The 20,821-nt window shown below is 56.1% G+C and carries 19 protein-coding genes, 1 tRNA gene and 1 pseudogene; 10 read left to right on the forward strand and 11 right to left on the reverse strand.

The window, feature by feature from the left end; translation table 11 throughout:
• From ureA to ureG, 6 genes are all read left to right on the forward strand, one after another.
• On the forward strand, window positions 1–212 hold a 212-nt coding region (ureA, locus tag ACT3TC_RS16115), incomplete at its 5' end, for an urease subunit gamma (protein WP_444625962.1).
• Window positions 213–292: 80 nt separating this feature from the next.
• Window positions 293–613 (forward strand): urease subunit beta, encoded by a 321-nt coding sequence (locus ACT3TC_RS16120; RefSeq protein ID WP_087110727.1) that lies wholly within the window; start codon window positions 293–295, stop codon window positions 611–613.
• On the forward strand, window positions 610–2,325 hold the full coding sequence (gene ureC / locus ACT3TC_RS16125; protein WP_192527747.1) for an urease subunit alpha: 1,716 nt from the start codon (window positions 610–612) through the stop codon (window positions 2,323–2,325). Before ACT3TC_RS16120 ends, ureC begins: the two co-directional genes overlap by 4 nt.
• Window positions 2,326–2,726: 401 nt before the next feature.
• The gene (gene ureE / locus ACT3TC_RS16130; RefSeq protein WP_192527746.1) at window positions 2,727–3,251 is read left to right on the forward strand and encodes an urease accessory protein UreE; all 525 of its coding nucleotides are present in this window, start codon (window positions 2,727–2,729) and stop codon (window positions 3,249–3,251) included.
• The gene (locus ACT3TC_RS16135; protein WP_087110732.1) at window positions 3,241–3,951 is read left to right on the forward strand and encodes an urease accessory protein UreF; all 711 of its coding nucleotides are present in this window, start codon (window positions 3,241–3,243) and stop codon (window positions 3,949–3,951) included. The genes ureE and ACT3TC_RS16135 overlap by 11 nt, the downstream gene beginning before the upstream one ends.
• Before the next feature lie 12 nt (window positions 3,952–3,963).
• Window positions 3,964–4,596: an urease accessory protein UreG gene (ureG, locus tag ACT3TC_RS16140; protein ID WP_444640919.1), complete on the forward strand. Its 633-nt coding sequence runs from the start codon at window positions 3,964–3,966 to the stop codon at window positions 4,594–4,596.
• A gap of 416 nt (window positions 4,597–5,012) precedes the next feature.
• Here ureG and ACT3TC_RS16145 read toward each other — a convergent pair whose 3' ends face one another.
• The 5 genes from ACT3TC_RS16145 to ACT3TC_RS16165 are packed head-to-tail and all read right to left on the reverse strand — an operon-like array spanning window position 5,013 to window position 11,052.
• Entirely contained in the window at window positions 5,013–5,261 is a 249-nt protein-coding gene (locus ACT3TC_RS16145; RefSeq protein ID WP_087110736.1) for a formate dehydrogenase subunit delta, read from the reverse strand.
• Window positions 5,262–5,289: 28 nt separating this feature from the next.
• Window positions 5,290–6,129 (reverse strand): formate dehydrogenase accessory sulfurtransferase FdhD, encoded by an 840-nt coding sequence (gene fdhD, locus ACT3TC_RS16150; protein WP_087110738.1) that lies wholly within the window; start codon window positions 6,127–6,129, stop codon window positions 5,290–5,292.
• Window positions 6,126–9,008, reverse strand: a complete 2,883-nt coding sequence (gene fdhF / locus ACT3TC_RS16155) for a formate dehydrogenase subunit alpha (protein WP_087110740.1) — start codon at window positions 9,006–9,008, stop codon at window positions 6,126–6,128. The genes fdhD and fdhF overlap by 4 nt, the downstream gene beginning before the upstream one ends.
• Window positions 9,005–10,561, reverse strand: a complete 1,557-nt coding sequence (locus ACT3TC_RS16160) for a formate dehydrogenase beta subunit (protein ID WP_192527745.1) — start codon at window positions 10,559–10,561, stop codon at window positions 9,005–9,007. Before ACT3TC_RS16160 ends, fdhF begins: the two co-directional genes overlap by 4 nt.
• A complete protein-coding gene (locus ACT3TC_RS16165) occupies window positions 10,558–11,052 on the reverse strand; it encodes a formate dehydrogenase subunit gamma (protein WP_087110744.1) in 495 nt (164 codons plus the stop codon). The genes ACT3TC_RS16160 and ACT3TC_RS16165 overlap by 4 nt, the downstream gene beginning before the upstream one ends.
• 156 nt (window positions 11,053–11,208) lie before the next feature.
• Here ACT3TC_RS16165 and ACT3TC_RS16170 point away from each other — a divergent pair, with 156 nt between their 5' ends.
• The gene (locus tag ACT3TC_RS16170; protein ID WP_192527783.1) at window positions 11,209–12,276 is read left to right on the forward strand and encodes a substrate-binding domain-containing protein; all 1,068 of its coding nucleotides are present in this window, start codon (window positions 11,209–11,211) and stop codon (window positions 12,274–12,276) included.
• Window positions 12,277–12,426: 150 nt separating this feature from the next.
• Here ACT3TC_RS16170 and ACT3TC_RS16175 read toward each other — a convergent pair.
• Window positions 12,427–12,561: pseudogene (locus tag ACT3TC_RS16175) on the reverse strand (TRAP transporter large permease subunit); the annotation flags it as partial.
• A gap of 232 nt (window positions 12,562–12,793) precedes the next feature.
• Here ACT3TC_RS16175 and ACT3TC_RS16180 point away from each other — a divergent pair.
• Window positions 12,794–13,846 carry a GlxA family transcriptional regulator gene (locus ACT3TC_RS16180; protein ID WP_192527744.1) on the forward strand — a complete coding sequence of 351 codons (1,053 nt, stop codon included), beginning with the start codon at window positions 12,794–12,796 and terminating at the stop codon, window positions 13,844–13,846.
• Between the two features lie 86 nt (window positions 13,847–13,932).
• Here the strand turns inward: ACT3TC_RS16180 and ACT3TC_RS16185 are convergent, their stop codons facing one another.
• From ACT3TC_RS16185 to ACT3TC_RS16195, 3 genes are read right to left on the reverse strand one after another with little or no spacing between them, the layout of a single operon-like run.
• Window positions 13,933–15,195: a TRAP transporter large permease gene (locus tag ACT3TC_RS16185; RefSeq protein WP_192527743.1), complete on the reverse strand. Its 1,263-nt coding sequence runs from the start codon at window positions 15,193–15,195 to the stop codon at window positions 13,933–13,935.
• The gene (locus ACT3TC_RS16190; RefSeq protein WP_087110751.1) at window positions 15,192–15,719 is read right to left on the reverse strand and encodes a TRAP transporter small permease; all 528 of its coding nucleotides are present in this window, start codon (window positions 15,717–15,719) and stop codon (window positions 15,192–15,194) included. The genes ACT3TC_RS16185 and ACT3TC_RS16190 overlap by 4 nt, the downstream gene beginning before the upstream one ends.
• Before the next feature lies 1 nt (window position 15,720).
• Entirely contained in the window at window positions 15,721–15,894 is a 174-nt protein-coding gene (locus ACT3TC_RS16195) for a hypothetical protein (protein WP_176372232.1), read from the reverse strand.
• Between the two features lie 271 nt (window positions 15,895–16,165).
• On the opposite strand from ACT3TC_RS16195, the gene ACT3TC_RS16200 reads away from it, so the two are divergent.
• A complete protein-coding gene (locus ACT3TC_RS16200; protein ID WP_087110754.1) occupies window positions 16,166–17,551 on the forward strand; it encodes an FAD-binding oxidoreductase in 1,386 nt (461 codons plus the stop codon).
• A gap of 87 nt (window positions 17,552–17,638) precedes the next feature.
• On the opposite strand, the gene ACT3TC_RS16205 is transcribed toward ACT3TC_RS16200, so the two are convergent.
• The gene (locus ACT3TC_RS16205; protein WP_087110756.1) at window positions 17,639–18,637 is read right to left on the reverse strand and encodes a TRAP transporter substrate-binding protein; all 999 of its coding nucleotides are present in this window, start codon (window positions 18,635–18,637) and stop codon (window positions 17,639–17,641) included.
• 141 nt (window positions 18,638–18,778) lie between these two features.
• On the opposite strand from ACT3TC_RS16205, the gene ACT3TC_RS16210 reads away from it, so the two are divergent.
• Window positions 18,779–18,855 (forward strand) — tRNA-Arg (locus tag ACT3TC_RS16210).
• Window positions 18,856–19,015: 160 nt separating this feature from the next.
• Here the strand turns inward: ACT3TC_RS16210 and ACT3TC_RS16215 are convergent.
• Complete coding sequence (locus tag ACT3TC_RS16215) at window positions 19,016–20,725, reverse strand: methyltransferase domain-containing protein (protein WP_444640921.1); 1,710 nt, start codon at window positions 20,723–20,725, stop codon at window positions 19,016–19,018.
• Between the last annotated feature and the right edge of the window lie 96 nt (window positions 20,726–20,821).

Below are 20,821 nucleotides of genomic sequence, written 5' to 3' on the forward strand. Positions count from 1 at the left end.
ACTATCCCGAAGCGGTCGCGCTGATCAGTTTCGAGATTATCGAAGGTGCTCGGGACGGTCGCAGTGTGGCGGATTTGATGAGCTACGGGCGCGAGATTCTGAGCCGTGATGACGTGATGGAAGGCGTGGCCGAGATGGTCGACGAAGTCCAGGTCGAAGCCACTTTTCCGGATGGTACCAAGCTCGTGACGGTTCACACGCCTATTGTGTGAGGGGTGAGGAGTGAATGGTTAGGGGTAAGCGGTATTACTCCTCACATCTTACTCCTCACAACAAAACAAGGAGTAAGTAGATGATTCCCGGTGAGTATCAGTTAAAAGAAGATGATATTGAGCTATGCGTGGGGCGTGAGCGCATCACGGTGGACGTGGCGAACACCGGTGACCGGCCGATTCAGCTCGGCTCCCACTACCACTTTGCTGAGGCCAATCCCGCGCTGGTGTTTGATCGCGACAAGACCCGCGGTTTTCGCCTCGATGTGGCCGCAGGCACAGCAATCCGCTTTGAACCTGGCCAGACCCGTGAAGTCACGCTGATTCCGTTTGTGGGTAAGCGAGAGATCTACGGCTTTCGTGGCGAGGTGATGGGACCGCTGGACGGAGATAAACAATGAAACCGGGTAACAAGATTAGTCGGCAGGCCTACGCCGATATGTACGGCCCCACGGTAGGCGACCGGGTGCGCCTGGGCGATACCGAGCTGTGGATTGAGGTCGAAAAAGACGCCACCCACTATGGCGACGAGGTCAAATTCGGCGGCGGCAAGGTGATCCGCGATGGCATGGGTCAGAGCCAACGTAACGATGAAACCGTCATGGACACCGTCATCACTAACGCGCTGATTCTCGATTGGTGGGGCATCGTCAAAGCCGATGTGGGGCTACAGAACGGACGTATTGCTGCGATTGGCAAAGCGGGCAACCCAGACGTGCAGCCCGATGTGGATATCGTGATTGGCCCCGGTACGGAAATTATCTCGGGCGAAGGCAAGATCCTGACCGCGGGCGGCATCGACGCGCATATCCACTTTATCTGCCCCCAGCAGGTAGACGAAGCGCTGATGAGCGGTGTCACTACCATGCTGGGCGGCGGCACCGGCCCGGCCACCGGGTCGAATGCCACCACCTGTACGCCGGGCGCGTGGCACATTGGCAAAATGCTTCAGGCGGTGGATGACCTGCCCATGAATATCGGCCTGCTGGGTAAAGGTAATGCCAGCCTGCCGGAAGCCTTGGAGGCCCAGCTGGAAGCGGGCGCCATGGGCCTCAAGCTTCACGAAGACTGGGGCACAACGCCCGCATCAATTGATACCTGCCTGAGCGTGGCCGAGCGCTATGACGTGCAGATCGCCATTCACACCGATACGCTTAACGAATCGGGCTTTGTGGAAGATACTTTGGCGGCGTTTAAAGAGCGTGGCATTCACACCTACCACACTGAAGGCGCGGGCGGCGGACACGCGCCGGATATCCTCACTGCGTGTTCCAAAGAGTACGTACTGCCGTCATCGACTAACCCCACGCGGCCCTACACGGTGAACACCATTGATGAGCATCTGGATATGCTCATGGTTTGCCACCACCTGGACCCCAACATTCCCGAAGACGTGGCGTTTGCCGACTCACGCATTCGCCGTGAAACCATTGCTGCCGAAGATATCCTGCACGATTTGGGCGTGATCTCAATGATCGCCTCCGACTCTCAAGCCATGGGGCGGGTAGGCGAGGTGGTCTGCCGCACATGGCAAACCGCGCACAAAATGAAAGTACAGCGTGGCTTGCTGCCTGAAGATGAAGCGCTTGGTGCCGATAATCTGCGTGCCAAGCGCTATATCGCCAAGTACACCATCAACCCGGCGATCACCCACGGTATCGCTCACGAGGTGGGCTCTATTGAGGTAGGCAAGCTTGCCGATCTGGTGCTCTGGAAACCGGCTTTCTTCGGCGTTAAGCCGTCGCTGATTTTAAAAGGCGGCATGATCGCGGCAGCACCCATGGGCGACCCTAACGCTTCAATCCCCACGCCCCAGCCGGTTCATTATCGCCGCATGTTCGGCGCTTTTGGCCGCGCGGCCAGCCAGACCCGGCTCAATTTTGTCAGCCAGGCGGCGATTGATGCAGGCCTCAAGGAGCGCTTGGGGCTTCAGAGCACGCTTGCCGCGTGCAAGAACGTACGCGGGGTGCGTAAGAAGGATATGAAGCTCAACGATGCCTGCCCCGAGCTGACCGTGGATCCGCAGACTTATGAAGTGCGCTGCGATGGCGAGCTGTTAACCTGCGAGCCCGCCACAGAGCTGCCGTTGGCTCAGCGTTATCATTTGTTCTAGATGCAACCCCGGCAGCGCTGCGCACTGCATCGCTAGCTGAAGCTACTCCTACAGGGGGGCATGCACTTTAACCGGTAGGAGCTGAGTTCCACTCGGCGATGGCGGCGCAGCCGCCCTTGGGTGACGGGGCGCGGTGCATGGTGTTAGCCACCAGCCTTGGCAGCGCTGCGCACTGCATCGCTAGCTGAAGCTACTCCTACAGGGGATGCATGCACTTTAACCGGTAGGAGCTGAGTTCACTCGGCGATGGCGGCGCAGCCGCCCTTGGTTGGCATGGCGCGGTACATGGTGTTAGCCACCAACCCGGCAGCGCTGCGCACTGCATCGCTAGCTGGAGCTGCTCCTGCAGGGCGTAGGCTGATTGGAAAGGTTCAATGTATTGGGCGATTAAGAGGTTAATGATGCTGAAACTGATAGAACGTTTAGGCCCGGTGGATGAAAGCGCAGCCAGCGATACGCTCACACTTCCCTTTGAACTGCGCATCCGTGGGCGCCTAAAAGCCGAAAGCGACAATGGCCAGGCGCTGGGGCTATTTTTAGACCGTGGCCCCGTACTGCGCAGTGGTGAAGGGTTAAAAGCGGAAAGCGGCGAGGTCATTCGCGTATGCGCCGCCATTGAACCGGTAGTGACCGCACGAGTAAGTGCTGGCTTACCCCTGGCGCGGTTGGCCTACCACTTGGGCAACCGTCATGTGCAGTTGGCGCTGGGCGAAGACGAGCGCGGCGGCTGGGTACGCTTTCCGCCCGATCACGTGCTGGAGGAGCTGGCTGAACTGCTGGGCGCAACGCTTGAACGTCACGCGGCCACGTTTGATCCAGAGCCGGGCGCCTATAACCAGGTGGGTGGACATGGTCATTCACACAGGCACTCGCATGCTCACGACCACGACCACGACCACGACCACAGCCATCACCATGCCCACTGAATCCGCAGCGTTGGGCAGCCAGCCTGATCTAGCCCTGCTCGGGCTGATGCAGCTAGTCAGCCCGGCACTGCCCATCGGGGCCTTTGCGTTTTCTCAAGGGCTGGAAAGTGCCTTTGAACTTGGCTGGGTTCACGATGAGCAGACGTTGGCCGAGTGGCTTTCCGGCGTGCTGGAAGATGGCCTGACCCGCTGTGAACTACCGGTAATTGTCCGCTTATATACGGCGTTTACGCAGCACGACAGCGCGGCGATTGCCCAGTGGGATGGTTGGCTGAGTGCCACGCGGGAAACCGCCGAGCTTGCCGCTGAAGACAGTCGCTTGGGAGCCTCTCTCAAGCGGCTGTTGGGTAGCCTTGGCCTGCTACCCAGTGAGGGCTTACTACCGTCCTTGTTACCGGTTCAGCCGGGCTATGTCACGCTGTTTGCGTTTACCGCCCATGCGCGAGGCGTAAGCATTCGTCAGGCGCTGATCGGGTTTGCCTGGGCATGGCTTGAAAACCAGCTGGCGGTGGCCTGTAAAGCGCTACCTCTTGGGCATACGGCCGCTCAGCGGATTATCGAACAGCTGCGATCGCCGCTGGTTAGCGCGGTAGATGAAGCATTAACGCTCGACGATCACGACCTTGGCCCCATATTGCCGGGGCTGGCGCTAGCCAGTGCCCTACACGAAACTCAATATTCACGCCTATTTAGAAGTTAGGAGATACTTACCATGACTCACTGTTTACGTATTGGTGTGGGCGGCCCCGTTGGTTCGGGTAAAACGGCGCTACTCAAGCAGCTCTGTCTGGCGCTGCGCGACTATTACGATATCGCGGTGGTGACGAACGATATTTATACCCGCGAAGACGCTGACTTTCTGCTTAAGCATGACGCCTTGGCCGCTGATCGCATTCTGGGCGTCGAAACCGGGGGGTGTCCGCATACGGCGATTCGTGAAGACGCCTCGATGAACCTGGCGGCTATCGATGAATTACAGGCGCGCCATCCTAAGCTTGAGCTGGTATTGGTAGAGTCTGGGGGAGATAACCTTTCTGCGACGTTTAGTCCCGAGCTTTCTGACCTCACGCTTTATGTGATTGATGTCTCGGCGGGAGACAAAATTCCGCGTAAGGGTGGGCCGGGGATTAACAAGTCGGATCTACTAATTATCAACAAGATCGATATCGCCGAGCAGGTGCACGCGTCGTTAGAGGTAATGGAGCGTGATTCAAAGAAAATGCGCGGCGAGCGGCCCTTTGTATTTACCAACCTTTACGATGGCGTAGGGCTTGAAGAGATTGTTCGCTTTATTCTTGATAAAGGAATGCTGGATGAGCGGCGCCCTCAGGCAGCGCTGGCGTAGTGGTTGAAACGCTGTCTTTGAACGTTCGCTGTTGAAAATCCGCTGCGGGACAGCCGCTATTGAGACATGGCTGCCAAAGTAACGTGACGTTAAAAAGTAAAATGCAGTGCAATAAAAAGCTGCCATGACCAGGCGGTACAAGGTCATGGCAGCTAAACTGTAGGTCGGCATCTTTGCCAAAAACGGGCCATCCTTGGCCACCACATCCACACAGTGCACCTTATGCTCGGTAAACACCTTAACTTGGGTTATGGAAACAGGTTTATATTCTAAAATAGCAACTAGTAGACTCGAAATGTCCGATTTTTAACGGAAATAATGATTTTTATTAACTTTTGCTAAAACCATTGAGCTTCTCGTGTAAGTCGCTGTGGCAAGACTAAAAGCTAATGTTATTGAGCTTTTATTGTGATGTGCTAACGAGAGACTTGCTGTTCTGATAGCCGGGTAGCCAGCAGTGTTGCAGCGCGGCGTGCCAAGGGGGAAAACTCCACGCTCTCAAGTGCCAGGCTGGCAACAAGGCGCTGCTTCATTGAGCGTGCCCAAAAGGTTTCCAGGTGACGGCAGATAGCCGCTGCTGCTGCCTCTTCATCACGACCGCTGCCCAGGTTGGTGGCGATCTGGTTAGTCATACGGACCAAATTGGCATCGTTGTTGTTTGACATAGGGTCTCTCCTCAACGCGGTAAAGGGCTCAGCCCTTGGCAGTGACAGGGCGGTGATAAATTACATGACGGCCTGGGCGTGCAAAACCGGCTAACAGAAGACCTGCTGCCTGCGCCTGTTCAACGGCCAGGGCGGTAGCTGCCGAGACGGCAACCAGCGCGCCGATCCCCACGCTTGCGCACTTGTGTACCATTTCATAGCTGGCTCGGCTGGAAACTAGTACAAAGCCCTCCTGGAGTGGTACGTCATCGCGTGCCAGCGAACCGATCAGTTTATCCAGTGCGTTGTGACGACCCACGTCTTCACGCACTCTTTGTATACGCCCCTGCAGATCACACCAGGCCGCGCCATGCACGGCGCCTGTTGCTTCCTTTAGAGGCTGATGGTCATCTAGCGTACAAAGCGCATGCTGAATGGCTGTGTCGTCAAGGTGTGGTGCACTCACCGTAGGGATGGGCCGAATGGCCTGCTCCAGGGCTTCTGTACCGCACAGCCCACAGCCGGTACGCCCGGTTGTGCTACGGCGGCGTTGTTTAAGCTCGGCCAGCCGCTGGCTGGCAATGCTTAGGTGAACCGCCAGGCCTTGAGCCTCTTCATGAAGCTCAAGGTCGTAGCACTCGTGAGAGTGGGCCAGGATGCCTTCAGAAAGACTGAACCCCAGGGCCAGATCTTCAAGATGCGAAGGACTTGCCATCATGACCGCATGGGAAATGCCGTTGTAGACCATCGCTACCGGCACTTCTAGCGCTAGCGCGTCCTCCTGCACAGTAGCGCGCCAATTGGCCGCGCTACTGTGGACTTCAACCGACTGGCGCGCCAAGGCGTCAGCCGGTTGCGCGGGTGCGTCGCGTTCACGCACTGCACTCATGACGCCTCCTGCTGCGCCTTGGCCAAGTGGCCACGCTGGGCCTTGTCAAAGGAGGAGAAACGCTGCTGCCAAGCGGAGGGCTGGCTGACTTTTTCTACTTGCACGGCGGTAACCTTGTATTCGGGGCAGTTGGTGGCCCAGTCCGAATTATCGGTAGTAATCACGTTGGCGCCACTACCGGGATGATGGAACGTAGTGTAGACCACCCCCGGCTGCATTCGCTCGCTCAGCCGCGCACGGAGCACCGTATGGCCTGATCGGCTGGTAATGCCGAGCCAGTCGCCGTCGCGCACGCCACGTAGCTCGGCGTCGCTTGGGTGCAACTCTAATATGTCCTCATCGTGCCAGTGTTGGTTGTCGGTGCGACGGGTTTGGGCACCCACGTTGTATTGGCTAAGAATCCGCCCGGTGGTGAGCAGCAGTGGGAAGCGGCGGGTGGCGCGCTCCTCGGTGGGCACGTATTCGGTAATCGCAAAGCGCCCGAGGCCAATGGGGAAGTTGATTTCGTGCATGGTCGGCATTCCCTCAGGATACTCGGCATTACACGGCCACTGTAGGCTGCCATAGACTTCCAGCTTTTCGTAGCTCACCCCGGCAAAGCTCGGCGTTAGTTGAGCGATCTCGTCCATGATTTCAGAAGGATGCGCGTAGCGCATCGGGTAGCCCAGCGCGTTGGCCAGGTCCTGGGTGATTTCCCAATCCTGCTTACCGGCTAGCGGTGGCATGACCTTGCGTACTCGGTTGATACGTCGTTCGGCGTTGGTGAAGGTGCCGTTCTTCTCCAAAAAGCTGGAACCCGGTAGAAGTACATGGGCGAATTTGGCCGTCTCGTTCAAGAAGATATCCTGAACAATCAGGCAGTCCAGCGAACGCAGCGCAGCCTCAACGTGCTGCGTGTTGGGGTCAGACTGGGCGATATCTTCGCCCTGCACGTAAAGCGCCTTGAAAGTTCCTTCGATGGCGGCATCGAACATGTTGGGAATGCGCAGCCCCGGTTCATCGTCGAGCTTGACGCCCCAGACGCTTTCAAAGCGGCCACGGGCAATCGGGTCGGCCACGTGCTGGTAGCCCGGCAGCTCATGCGGGAAGGAGCCCATATCGCAGGAGCCTTGCACGTTATTCTGGCCGCGCAGCGGGTTCACGCCCACGCCTTCACGGCCAATATTGCCGGTGGCCAGGGCCAGGTTGGCAATTCCCATCACCATAGTGGAGCCTTGGCTGTGCTCGGTCACGCCCAAGCCGTAGTAAATGGCGCCGTTGCCAGCAGTGGCGTAAGTGCGCGCTGCCTGTCGCACAGCCTCGGCGGGCACGCTGGTAATCGCTTCGCTGGCTTCCGGAGAGTGGCGCGGGTCGGCGATAAACGTGCGCCAGCTTTGGTACGCTTCGGTGTCGCAGCGGCTAGCCACGAACGCCTTGTCTTCAAGACCTTCAGTGACCACCACATGCCCAAGCGCGTTGATCAGCGCGACGTTGGTACCAGGGCGCAGCGGCAAATGCTGGGCGTCGCTCAGGTGAGGCGTTTTGAGCAGATCGATAGAGCGTGGGTCAGCGACGATTAGCTTCGCGCCCTGTCGCAGGCGCTTGCGCATCAACGAGCCAAATACCGGGTGGGCATCGGTGGGGTTGGCGCCAATCACGATAATCGCGTCGGCTTTCATTACCGAGTCAAAGGTCTGGGTGCCGGCAGATTCGCCCAGCGTGGTTTTCAGGCCGTAGCCGGTGGGCGAGTGGCAGACCCGTGCACAGGTGTCGGTATTATTATTGCCAAACGCTGCGCGAATCAGCTTCTGCACCAGGTAGGTCTCTTCGTTGGTGCAGCGCGATGAGGTGATACCACCAATGCTCTCGCGGCCATGCTCGGCCTGAATCGCTTTTAGGCGATTAGCGGCAAACCCAATGGCTTCTTCCCAGCTGGCCTCGCGCCAGGGCTGGTCGATGCTGTCGCGGATCATCGGCGTGGTCAGGCGGTCGGGGTGAGAGGAGTAGCCGAACGCAAAGCGCCCCTTCACACACGAGTGGCCGTGGTTAGCGTCGCCGCCCTTGTAGGGCACCATGCGCACCAGCTTGTCACCTTTCATTTGCGCTTCAAACGAGCAGCCCACACCACAATAGGCGCAGGTCGTGACTACGCTGCGGTCCGGCACGCCGTGATCAATGACGCTGTTTTCCATCAGCGTGGCGGTCGGGCAGGCCTGTACACAGGCGCCACACGAAACGCAGTCTGAATCCATAAACGCTTCGTCTTGCCCCGCGGCCACTTTGGAATCAAACCCGCGACCGTCGATGGTCAAGGCGAAGGTGCCCTGCACTTCCTCGCAGGCGCGCACGCAGCGGGAGCAGACGATGCACTTGCTGGGGTCGAAGCTGAAGTAGGGGTTGGAGGTATCTTTGGTGGCCTGAAGATGGTTCTCACCGTCAAACCCATAGCGTACTTCGCGAAGACCAACGCTGCCCGCCATGTCTTGTAGCTCGCAGTCGCCATTGGCCGGGCAGGTCAAACAGTCCAGCGGATGGTCGGAGATGTACAGCTCCATCACGTTGCGGCGCAGTTTGGCGAGTCGCTCGTTCTGGGTGGTCACCTGCATGCCTTCCACCACGGGGGTGGTGCAGGAGGCTGGCAGCCCACGGCGGCCCTCTACCTGTACGGCGCATAACCGGCAAGAGCCGAACGGCTCCAGGCTGTCGGTGGCACATAATTTGGGAATATTAATATCGGCCAGCGCCGCTGCACGCAGTACCGAAGTGCCTTCCGGCACCGTGATGGTAATACCATCAATTTCCAGGTTCACCAGCGCCGTACCCGTTGGGAAAGGCGTGCCCAGGTCTTTATCGTGGGCGGCGCTTCTGGCGTACTGTTTGGGGTCAAAGTGTCCGATCATGATCTGTCTCCGTTCGCGGCCCGCTGAAAATCGTCAGGGAAGTGGTTCAGGGCGCTTTGCACTGGGAAGGGGGTCATGCCCCCCATGGCACAGAGCGAACCATCCACCATCGTTTCGCAGAGGTCATGGAGCAGGGCGAGGTTGGCCTCGCGGTTTTGGTCGGCGCGGATACGATCAATCACTTCCACGCCACGGGTTGAGCCGATACGGCATGGCGTACACTTGCCGCAGGACTCCACCTTGCAGAATTCCATCGAGAAGCGCGCTTGTTCGGCCATATCCACGCTCTCATCAAACATCACCACACCGCCGTGACCTAGCACCGCGCTCTCGGCGGCAAAGGCTTCGTAGTCCAGCGGTAAGTCCCATTGGGATTCCGGCAGGTAGGCGCCCAGCGGGCCTCCCACCTGCACGGCACGCAGCGGTTTGTCGCTTAACGTGCCGCCACCGAACTCCTCCATCAGGGTGCGCAGCGTGGTGCCGAAGGCAAGTTCCACCAATCCGCCGCGCTGAACATTACCCGCCAGCTGAAGTGCCAAGGTGCCCCGCGAGCGGCCCATGCCATGCGAGGCGTAAGCCTCAGCGCCTTCAGCGAGGATAAACGGCACGGCGGCCAGCGAGAGCACGTTGTTAACCACGGTAGGAAGGCCGAATAGTCCTTCAATAGCGGGCAGCGGTGGTTTGAAGCGTACCAGGCCGCGCTTGCCTTCCAGACTTTCGAGCAACGAGGTTTCTTCACCGCAAATGTATGCCCCAGCGCCCAAGCGCACTTCCAAATGAAAAACGCGGCCACTGCCACACAGGTTCTCACCCAGATAACCGGCCTGTTCGGCATGGGCGATGGCCTCGTCAAGAATCTCCTTGGCCAGCGGGTATTCTGAACGCAGGTAGATGTAGCCTTGGGTTGCGCCTACTGCAAGCCCGGCAATCGTCATGCCTTCAATCAGCAGGTAGGGGTCGCACTCCATCACCAACCGGTCGGCGAAGGTGCCGGAGTCGCCTTCATCAGCGTTGCAGACGATATACTTTTGATCGGCCGGTGTGTCCAGCACCGTCTGCCACTTGATGCCAGTAGGAAACGCCGCCCCACCGCGCCCGCGCAGCCCAGAGGCTTTTACTTCCTCAACAATGTCCTGTGGCGCGCTTTGCAGCGCTGCCTCCAGACCGCGAAACCCACTATGCGCCCGGTAATCTTCAATCGAGAGTGGGTCGGTAATACCAATACGGGCGAACGTCAGGCGCTGCTGGCGAGCGAGGTAATCGATCTCTTCGGTTGGCCCCAGGGCCAATGAATGGGTGATGCTGCCCTGCAGCATGCCGCTGTCCAGCAGCGCGGGGATATCGGCAAGTGCCACCGGGCCATAGGCAAAGCGGCCGGTGGGTGTTTCCACCTCAACCAGCGGCTCAAGCCAGGCAAGCCCGCGTGAGCCGTTGCGCACCAGCGTAATGGGTTCACCATGGGCAGCGGCTTCTCGTGCCAGCCGGTTGGCGATGGCATCGGCGCCCAGCGCCAGCGCGGTGGTATCTCGGGGTACGAAAACACGAATGCTCATGCGATTACCTCCAGCGGCCTGGTTTGCAGCTCATCCAATAATGCATCGAAAGCTTCAGGCGTTACCCGACCGCGCACGCCATTATCCACGCGAACGGAGGGGCCACAGGCGCAGTTGCCCAGACAGTAAACGGCCTCAAGGGTGATATCGCGGTCGCTGGTGGTCTGGTGGTAATCGATGCCCAGGCGCGCTTTGGCGTGAGCCTCAAGCTGGCGCGCGCCGACGGCCTGGCATGCCTCGGCGCGACAGATCTGCACCACGTGGCGACCCGGCGGTGCGGTCCGAAAGTGGTGATAAAAGCTAATGACCCCGTGTACTTCAGCGCTGGTCAGCTGTAATGACTCGGCGATGAGAGGCACGGCATCCGGAGGAATAAAGCCGAAGCGGTCCTGGAGGGCATGAAGAATCGGCAGCAACGCGCCTGGTTTGTGGCGTAGCGCATTGATCTCGGCCTGAATCGACTGCGACGACCATTCTCGAGACTCATTCATCATGTCTCTCCTGGTGCTGATTTATTATTTAGTAAACATGCACAGCTCTGCCTATTTTAAGCGATGTGTTAAAAAGAGCGTGCACCACGGTCAGTGCAACGCTAGCATCAACGCTATAAGTACAAAATATGAAAGATTATGCCTATGAAAAAAGCCATGCAAAAAATCAGCGTTATCCCCTCTTGGTGCTTTCGCGATGAGGAGGGTAATCAGCTTGATATACATCTACTTCGCTTGCTTGAAGCGGTTTATCGGCGGGGAAAACTCACGCTCGCCGCAAGCGATGTCGGCATCTCGTATCGCCATGCTTGGAACCTTTTGCGCCAGAGTGGGGAGTTCTTTGGCGTACCGCTGGTAGAGATGCAGCGTGGGCGCGGCGCACGGCTTTCACTGCTAGGTGAAAAGTTGTTGTGGGCCGAGCAGCGTGCGATTGCCCGCCTGGGGCCGCAGCTGGAAAGCCTGGGGTCTGAACTGAACCTGGCGATTCAACAGCAGCAGCAAGGGGCGCTATCGGTGTTGCGGCTGCACGCCAGCCATGGTTTTGCTGTCGAGCTACTTCCCAAATACCTGCACGAAATACCCCTGGACTTACAGTACTGCAGCCCGCAAGAGTCGCTGACGGCCCTTCATCGGGGCAGTTGCGATGTGGCGGGTTTTCATCTGCCGCGTGGCAAGGTCGGTGAGCGCGTACGCGATACTTACCAAGGGCTTTTAAAGCCGCGTCAGCACCGAGTGATTGGCTTTATCGCCAGGACTCAGGGGCTGATGGTGGCGCCGGGTAATCCGCTTGGTATCACGGGGGTCGCATCGCTGGCTGATAAGTCCGTGCGGTTCGTCAACCGCCAGGCTTCGTCAGGCACGCGCTCGCTGCTGGACTGCCTGTTAAAAGAGGCGGCGGTTTCCAGCAAAAAGATTCGTGGGTTTGAAATAGAGGAGTTTACCCACTCTGCGGTAGCTGCTTACGTCGCCGCTGGCATGGCTGATTGCGGCTTTGGTGTAGAGGCTGCCGCTCAAAAGTTTGGGCTTGATTTTTTACCGCTGGCTATCGAAGACTATCTTTTGGCCTGCCATCACCGTTCATTAAAAGAACCACGGCTATGTGCCTTTCTGAAGGCATTGCAGGGTGAGCCCTTTCAGGAAGCGGTCAAGCGCCTGCCGGGTTATAGCCCAAGCCAGTGTGGTGAGGTGATGCGGCCCGAGGATGTACTCACGGCAAAGAAATGAGTGCTCTGTTAAACACCAGGAGACAGAAAAGCAGAACTTCGCTTATCCAGCGATCAATAACCCAATCAACGGCCCGCCCTCAACGCAAGAGCGGGCCGTTTGCTCACCCTGGAGCGTTGGATGGAGGAACGTTTAGTAGCTGGTAATCCATAAAATGATGCCAAACCAGATGGGATCAAACCCTAGGCTTGTGATCATGGGAAACGTAATAGGCAGCGTCATTAGCAGTAGTGTTATGCCATCAAAGAAGCAACCCGGTACGATATAAATGATAACAATCATCAGCTGCCAATCGCGGCAAACATGATAGAAGCATGTTTAAAGCACCCTTATTGACGCTTCATGCACTGTTTTATATTCATGAACGGCGACGGGCGACCATAGAATGGCTAACAATTCCTTGCACACTTATCCTGGCCAGCAGTGATGCGATGCCAATTGATTACCTTTCAGGTTATGTTGGTATCTTGAAAACGCCCCCTTTTGCACCGTCGTCGTGGTCAGGTTGAGGGAATATATGAAAGATAAGTTTTGTAGCTTGTTGAAAAATAAAAATATGGCCTATTTACCACCAGAACAAACGCTGGCAGTGCCCGCAAAAGTGAAAACAGTCGTTTTTTTGTTGATGGAAAATTTTTCCATGATGGCATTTACAGGTGCTGTTGATGCGTTGGTAACAACGAATTTGATGAACGCAACGACCACTTACAACATAAGGGTTGTCGGTAATGGCAGCGCCGCTGTGCAATCAGACTTGGGGATTGAAATTAACGCTGATGCATCTCTTGCGGATTTTGATCTTTCCAACGAAAAAGTAGATGTATTGATAGTGTGTGGTGGCTTGAGAGTTAAAGCGCAGTCCTCAGCGCTTGTGCGTAATAAGCTAAGAAAGGCAGATAGTCACGGCGTTGTATTGGGTGGTTTATGGAATGGCGCCTACTTTCTTGCAGACGCAGGTCTGTTGAGTGGCTATCAGTGCGCGTACCATCCTGACGGACGCGCCATGATGGCTGAGGAGTTTCAAGACGTTACTATCTCTGCTCGAAGCTACGTTGTGGATAGAAAGAGATTAAGCTGCGCGGGCGCGAGCAGCTCCCTAAGCCTCATGCTAGAAGTTGTTAGAGCCGATTGTGGTGACCAAGTAGCCAGTGCGGTTGAGGAAATGCTCAGCTGTGACAAGGAAATAGAACTGCCAGACATTTCAACGATTAACGTTGATCAAAACCATACGTTACCAGAAACGCTTAAAACAGCCCTTCAGTTGATGAAAAACAATATTGAAGAGCCGTTATCTATTGTTGAAATAGCCAATTGGGTGGGTATTTCACGGCGCCAGCTAGAGCGATTGTTCTGTCACTATATTGTCGCTAGCCCTTCTCGGTATTACATGGAGTTGCGTTTAACACGGGCGCGGCAGCTATTGCAGCAAACAAATAAACCGATAGCAGAGGTGACCGTGGCAACAGGGTTTGTGAGTGTTTCGCACTTTAGAAACTGCTTTTATCAACTGTTTGGCGTGTCCCCTGGCCAGTTTAGAAAGTCGTTTCAAAAGGGCGGCCGTTTCCTGTGACCTTGTGCATGAATGGCGGCGTACTGATAAATACGGGATTCAAAGGGAGCCGGGCAGGCTCCCTTGAAGAGCATATCTGGACGATATTAATTTCCCGACCACCCCATGAATATGGGGACATAGACCACTAGCAGCAGCACGCCGATTAGACCCAGCAGATAAGGCACGATGGCGCGTGTAATACGCTCAAGCGGTAGCTGTGTCACTGAAGATGCAACGTACAGGTTGATCGCCACGGGTGGCGTGATCATGCCTATCGAGAGCCCTACCACAATAATCAGACCGAAGTGGATTGGATCGACCCCCAGCTGCAGCACCAGCGGTAGCAGCACCGGCGTTAAGATAATCAGCGCGCTTGCCGTTTCGATAAACACACCGGTCAGCAGGATGACGGCGACCACCAGCAGCATGATAATCAGCGGGTTGGTGGAGAGCGACAACACCGATTGTGCGATAGCACCAGGCACCTGCCAGCTAGACAGCGTCCAGCTCAGCACCGCCGACATGGCAATCACTAGCATGATCACTGCAGTGGTGATGGCTGAGCGGATCAGCAGCCGATACACCTGGGGCAGGGTTAAATCACGATAGATGAATAGCGATACCAGTAGCGCATAGTTGACGGCTACCACCGCCGCTTCAGAGGGCGTAAAGATCCCCGTGAAGATACCGCCCAGAATAATCACCGGCGTCATCAAGCCCCAGCTTGCCGCCTTGAACGTGCGCAAGATGGTGGTGATGGACAGCGGTGTCCCCTTGGGGTACTGGCGTTTATAGGCTTGGGTAATAGCAATCGCCATTAATCCCAAACCCATTGCCAAACCAGGTAAAAAACCGCTCAAAAACAGCTTGGATACCGACTGCTGGGCAATCACCGCATAGATAATCATGGGCACCGAGGGCGGAATGACCACGCCAATCGTGCCACTGGCGGCAATCAGGCTGGCCGCCGATGCGGGGTCGTAGCCCTTTCGCTTAAGCTCCGGCACCAGGCTTGAACCGACCGCCGCCGTGGTGGCTGCCCCCGAACCCGAAATAGCGGCAAAGAACATGCCCGCCATGACCGATACGACCGAAAGCCCGCCACGCATAAAGCCCACCAGCGAATCGGCAAAACTCACCAACCGCTCGCTCACCTTGCCCTGGGCCATTAAGTCACCGGCAAGAATGAACATGGGAATCGCCACCAGCGCGAAGGAGTTGATGCCCTGGAACATCTGCTGGGTCACCACCATCAGCGGCACGCCCGACTGATACAGGGCAAACAGAGTGCTTGCGCCAATCGCAAAGGCAATTGGTACGCCCATTAGCATAAACAGGAAGAACAGGCCAAATAGCAGCATGGTCATGGTGTCTGTTCTCCAGTGGGTTGCGAGGGTTTGCCTTCAAGCACCAGTTCAAGCAGATCGACCAACGCATACCAGGCCATGATGGCTGCACTGATCGGCATTACGGCATACACGTACGACATCGGCACGCGCAGCGAGGCGGATTTCTGAAAGCTCTGTACCTGCATGTAGCGATAGCCGATCACTACCAGCGTGATCATAAAAGCGATAACCACCATCACCGCCAGTATTCGCGCTATTTGGCGTAAACGAGCGGGAAGCGCGTCGACGGCAAAGGTAACGGCGATATGATGGCCGCGCTGAAAAGCCAGCGTGCCGGCTAGAAAGGTAATCCAGATGAGCAGAAAACGGGCGACCTCTTCGGTCCAGCCAAAGGCGGTGAAAAACACTCGAGAGACAATTTGCAGCGTAATCACGCCGATCAAGGCCGCCATGCCCGCAAAGACCACTGGCTGGAGAACCGTATCTAGACCGCGCTCTATGCCTCTTAATAGTGCCAATAAAGGTTGAGAGAAAGTGGCCACGTTACAGCAGTGCCTCCTGGATGCGAGGAAGGCGGTTACTGAACTGTTCGCCAAGTAGCTCTTGGTATGCCGCCGCACTTGGGGCGCTGTCATCGCTATTCATTATGCAGGCAATCGCCCGTGTGGCGCGTTTAAGTAAATGGCGGGGCATGTGGGAAGAGGGGACGTTATCCACGTTATCTCCTTGGAATGATCTGTTTTTTTATAGTGTAGAGGGGGAGGGGCTTAATCAGCGCGTCATCTATACCATATTGGTTTTAGCGAACAAATAATTGATTGTAATCCCGCCATTCGTCGTAGAGCCTGCCGGGAAACCACGCTGGCAATAAAAAACGTTTTAGATCGTAACCTTGAGCAAATACACGGTTGGCGATAGCCTCTCTACCTACGTATAAATACATAGCCAGGCTTCACGCCGCACCGACCGGCCCTGACAGGAACAGAGAATGGACACGCTGATTAATAGTCTTACCGACATCGTAGGAAAAACAGGCGTACTGCTGGGTGATGATGTTGCCCAGCGCAGTGTCGACTGGTTCACCAAAGCGTCTTGTCAGGCAAAAGCAATTATTCGACCGCAATCCACTGAACAGCTCAGCCAGGTCATGACGCTTTGTTATGAGGCCAATCAGCCGGTGGTCACCCACGGTGGATTAACCGGCGTCGTGCATGGCGCCGTTGCCAGCCCTGACGAACTCGTGGTGTCGCTGGAGCTAATGAACCAGATCGAGCATATCGATGCCGTGGGTTCCACGATGCAGGTACAGGCGGGCGTGACGCTTCAGCACGTTCAGGAAGCCGCTCAAGAGATCGACATGCAGTTTGCGCTGGACCTGGGCGCGCGCGGTTCCTGCACCATTGGCGGTAACATCGCCACTAACGCGGGCGGCATTCGGGTGATTCGCTACGGCATGATGCGCCAACAGGTGTTAGGGCTGGAAGTGGTTCTCAGCGATGGCACCGTGGTCAGTTCCATGAACACCATGCTGAAAAACAACGCCGGTTACGATTTAAAGCAGATGTTTATGGGTAGCGAAGGCACCCTGGGAATTGTTACCCGGGCCGTGCTGCGCCTGCATCCGAATATGCCCAGCGAGCAGACCGCGTTCGTCGCGGTGCCCTCATTCGACGCGCTGACATCGCTGTTAAACATGGCCTCCAAAGAGCTTGCCAACAGCCTGAGTGCCTTCGAAGCGCTATGGAACAACCACTACGCGTTGATGACTTCCGCAACGACCAAACATACCGCATTGCTGGCCAACGACTCGCCGTTCTACGCCATTATTGAAACGCTTGGCTCGGACGATGAGAAAGATGCCGAAGCGTTTGCGAGTGTACTGGAAAAAGCCCTCGAAGCAGAGCTGATCACGGATGCCGTGCTGGCCAGCTCCAGCAGCCAGCGCGAAGGTATCTGGGCCGTGCGCGAGGATATCGAAACCCTGGTGCACGCGCTTGACCCGATGTTCTCCTACGACGTTAGCCTGCCGATCACCCACATGGATGAGTACGTAACGGCGCTAGAAGGCAAGCTGAAGGTGCAATGGCCAGAAACCTGCGAGCTGGTAGTGTTTGGCCATCTGGGCGATGGCAACCTGCACATCATCGTCACGGTGCGTGACGCCAGCCAGGACGCCCGGCGTCAGGTCGAAGAGTTGGTGTACGGCTCGCTGGTGAAATACAACGGCTCGATCTCCGCTGAACACGGGGTGGGCCTGGAAAAGCGCGACTACCTGACACTTTCACGCTCACCAGAAGAGATCGCCCTGATGATGCGCCTGAAACAGGCAATGGATCCTAAAGGGCTGCTTAACCCCGGAAAAATTCTGGCCTGAGCACTTGGTTAGTCATCGCATTCAGCCAACAGGCCGCCGTGAGGTAGCCTGTTGGGTGCATCAATCAATCAACTGGTGAGGCGTGGCTTACTCCGCCAGTGCTTCTTGGATGCGTGGCAGATAGTCGCCAAACTGCTGGCCGTACTTCTCGTACACCGGCACCACCGCAGCTTGGAAGGCCTCAATATCAGGCGAGTCATTAATCTCCATACCGGCTTCCTGCAGAGCGGCTAGCTGTTCGGCTTCCATATCGGCATTAACCTGACGCTCATACTCGGCGGCTTCCTGGGCAGCCTCTTCCAAAACGGCCTGTGCTTCTTCCGGCAGTTGGTTCCAGGCCGACATGCCCATCACAAAAATAGCCGGGGCATAGGTATGGCGCGAGAGCGTCATGTAGTTCTGCGTTTCGCCCAGCTTAAAGGAGTAGACCACGTTTACCGGGTTTTCCTGACCGTCGATGGTGCCCTGCTGCATCGCCGTGAGTGCTTCGGTCCAGGCCATCGGAATGGCGTTGGCGCCCAGCTCGCGGAAGGTATCGGTGTAAACGGGGTTTTCCATCACACGAATGCGCAGGCCGTCCATATCGGCCGGCGTGTTCACTGCGCGCTCGCTATTGGTCAGGTTGCGAAAGCCGCGTTCGGCGTAGGCCAGGCCTTTCAGGTTAACGTCGGAAAGCTTATCTAAAAGCTCCTGGCCGATTTCGCCGTCCAAAACCCCATAAGCCGCCTCAGGGGACGGGAACAGGAAGGGCAGCTCAAACACTGCCATCTCTTCGACAAAGTTGGCCACCGGACCATTGGTAATCAATCCCATATCCACGGTGCCAATCTGCATGCCTTCCAACAACGTACGCTCATCGCCTAATGAAGCATTGGGGTAGATATCAATGATCACCTTGCCGTCGGTGCGCTCTTCCACCAACTCCTCAAACTTGGTAGCAGCGATATGAAAGCCATCCTGCTCGTTGACCACGTGCGCCAAGCGCAGAGTCACGGGGTCCATATCGTCAAAATTAGCCGCGTAGGCTGAGCTGCAAAGCGCCAAGGAAACAGAGAGTGCCAGCGCATGTTGTGCGAATGTTTTCATTTTTATAGGTTCCGGATGTGTAATAAAGGAAAGTGCCTGCAAAGCATGCATCACACGAAGCAAAACGGTCAATTAAGCGAACAGTAAAGCCGCCGCGCGGCTAGACACAGCACGCCCGCACAGGTACGATACGCACCCAATGCGCCCGTAGCTCAGTTGGATAGAGTATCGGCCTCCGAAGCCGAGGGTCGCAGGTTCAAATCCTGCCGGGCGCGCCATAATTTCAAGGGCTTACGTTAACGCGTAGGCCCTTTTTTTGTGTGTGTGCCCAAATGGTGCCCATCTTGTGCCCGCTATGTTCAGTCCTCACAATTAAGCTTATCTTTTATGAATGACTTTCGGCCTTTCAAGGGCACAATGATGGGCACTCCATAATTATTAGGCAATGCCCATCCACTCAGCTAGCTGCTGATTGGCCTTTAATCGTTGGCGTTGCAGTAGAGCGCTATCAAACAGCATATCCAGAGTGGCAGATGAGGTGGCAAGAGGAAGCGCAACGGCAGCTTCGTCACGAAACTGCTGACGAACTATCTTGTCATCGTCTAGGTAGTGCCACCAGTGCAAAATATCTTGCTTGGCTTTCTGCATAACTCCCGCGGAAGGCAAGAGATCGGACTTTGCATGATTGGCTTTTTCAGTGGCAGGTAACAAATTCCACAGATCGTTATTGTTCCAACGCGACCAAGGAAAGCAATGATCTACTGCATAAGTCCAACGGTGTAAATCTTTCTGGGACCAAACACAGGGAAGCGGCGAGGGGTCTTTCAGGCGCTGACTCACCAGTTGGCGAACCTGCTGTGTATTCCGGCGACTTTCCTGCCACTGTAAGGCTTGATGTAGTTTGCCGATATCGTAAGACGCGTCGTAGCGCTGCATAAGTTGCACCCACTCATGCACTATCGCTGGCTCCAGCCAGCAGGCATAGCGGCTCATCGAGTCCCACAGCGAGGTAGGAATACGAAATTTTCCAAAAGAAGCCAGCGTAGCGCTATCGAGTCGAACGGCCTGCTCGCGAATACGTATCCCTTGATAACTACCGTCAAACATGGGGCGAAGGCTGCCGGGCCAGGTAGTAAAGTGGGCAGGCATCTTGAGAATCGTCTGACAAGCATCACGAATGGCGCGCATAACCGTGGCAGCGGCGTTAGGATCGTAAAAAGGTGACCCAATACGCAAATCGTGGGGGGAGACCTGCTTAAGACGATAAAAGTCGTCTTTAGCAAACCCGTAGCCTTTAATGCCGGGTGCTTGACGTAATTGATGTTCTATTAACAAAGGACGGTAAAGCTTAAGCCAAAAAAGGCCTACCGCACCTAGTGGTACCGTAACCCACTCTTCTGTGCGTGAGATCACAATTCCTGGTGCACTGTCAGCTAAGCGCGTCAACGTGCGAAGTAATCCAAGTTTATAAGAAGATGCCTTGTCGTCGTTGACGATAATATGGCGAAGAGAGGGCAGGGCACCGGTGCCATCATCAGGCAATTTAAAAACTCGCAAATGCCAGGCAACAGCTTTGCGGCCAAGTTGATCGCTATTCAAGCTTGCCTGCATTGGCAGCAATGCCAAGTCTTGTGCCCAGCTATCTAATTCAGCCACGTTAACCGGTTGAAACTGACGTTCATCGCTATTCGGGCCTTCGCGGCAGGTAATCACCAGAAGTCCACCGGGCGCCAATAGTGAACAAATCACACACAAAGCACGTTGCTGTTCAATAGGGGATAAATGCATCCATACCGCTGATACCAGAATTAGTTGAAAGCGCTGTGAAAGCTGGCGGACGCAATTTAAGGCAGGCAAAGTATCGTCAATCCAACTGACATCCCGTTCGTGCGTATGCCTTTGCCCTAGCGTTCTCAGCTTTACCGCTGGCTCTACCGCCATCACCTGCCAACCCCGCTCCGCAAGTGCCTTAGCATCGCGCCCGCTTCCAGCGCCAATATCTAGTGCTAAACCTGCCTGCTCAGGAAGTTGATGCAGCCATTCACCATGGGCATGTTCAAAGCCCAGCGACTGGTACTGGTCAAACAATCGATGAGCGTGGTCGTCGTAGAAACGCATTGACGCTATGAATGGATGGTTATTCGCCATGCCAAATCCTTAGGAAGCAGCCACGGGATAGCACTTAACCTTACCAGTTTTGTGCACCTCAGGGGTGAGTGAGATGCTGGGCACTTCAGCTATCGG

It is taken from the genome of Halomonas sp. AOP27-A1-41, from assembly GCF_052378605.1.
Lineage (GTDB): Bacteria > Pseudomonadota > Gammaproteobacteria > Pseudomonadales > Halomonadaceae > Vreelandella > Vreelandella citrativorans.

Bases quoted from the DNA above. Each gene is read 5' to 3' on its own strand.
- ACT3TC_RS16120 (WP_087110727.1), top strand. From the start codon at position 293: ATGATTCCCGGTGAGTATCAGTTAAAAGAAGATGATATTGAGCTATGC.
- ureC (WP_192527747.1), top strand. From the start codon at position 610: ATGAAACCGGGTAACAAGATTAGTCGGCAGGCCTACGCCGATATGTAC.
- ureE (WP_192527746.1), top strand. From the start codon at position 2,727: ATGCTGAAACTGATAGAACGTTTAGGCCCGGTGGATGAAAGCGCAGCC.
- ACT3TC_RS16135 (WP_087110732.1), top strand. From the start codon at position 3,241: ATGCCCACTGAATCCGCAGCGTTGGGCAGCCAGCCTGATCTAGCCCTG.
- ureG (WP_444640919.1), top strand. From the start codon at position 3,964: ATGACTCACTGTTTACGTATTGGTGTGGGCGGCCCCGTTGGTTCGGGT.
- ACT3TC_RS16145 (WP_087110736.1), bottom strand. From the start codon at position 5,261: ATGTCAAACAACAACGATGCCAATTTGGTCCGTATGACTAACCAGATC.
- fdhD (WP_087110738.1), bottom strand. From the start codon at position 6,129: ATGAGTGCAGTGCGTGAACGCGACGCACCCGCGCAACCGGCTGACGCC.
- fdhF (WP_087110740.1), bottom strand. From the start codon at position 9,008: ATGATCGGACACTTTGACCCCAAACAGTACGCCAGAAGCGCCGCCCAC.
- ACT3TC_RS16160 (WP_192527745.1), bottom strand. From the start codon at position 10,561: ATGAGCATTCGTGTTTTCGTACCCCGAGATACCACCGCGCTGGCGCTG.
- ACT3TC_RS16165 (WP_087110744.1), bottom strand. From the start codon at position 11,052: ATGAATGAGTCTCGAGAATGGTCGTCGCAGTCGATTCAGGCCGAGATC.
- ACT3TC_RS16170 (WP_192527783.1), top strand. From the start codon at position 11,209: ATGCAAAAAATCAGCGTTATCCCCTCTTGGTGCTTTCGCGATGAGGAG.
- ACT3TC_RS16180 (WP_192527744.1), top strand. From the start codon at position 12,794: ATGAAAGATAAGTTTTGTAGCTTGTTGAAAAATAAAAATATGGCCTAT.
- ACT3TC_RS16185 (WP_192527743.1), bottom strand. From the start codon at position 15,195: ATGACCATGCTGCTATTTGGCCTGTTCTTCCTGTTTATGCTAATGGGC.
- ACT3TC_RS16200 (WP_087110754.1), top strand. From the start codon at position 16,166: ATGGACACGCTGATTAATAGTCTTACCGACATCGTAGGAAAAACAGGC.
- ACT3TC_RS16205 (WP_087110756.1), bottom strand. From the start codon at position 18,637: ATGAAAACATTCGCACAACATGCGCTGGCACTCTCTGTTTCCTTGGCG.
- ACT3TC_RS16215 (WP_444640921.1), bottom strand. From the start codon at position 20,725: ATGGCGAATAACCATCCATTCATAGCGTCAATGCGTTTCTACGACGAC.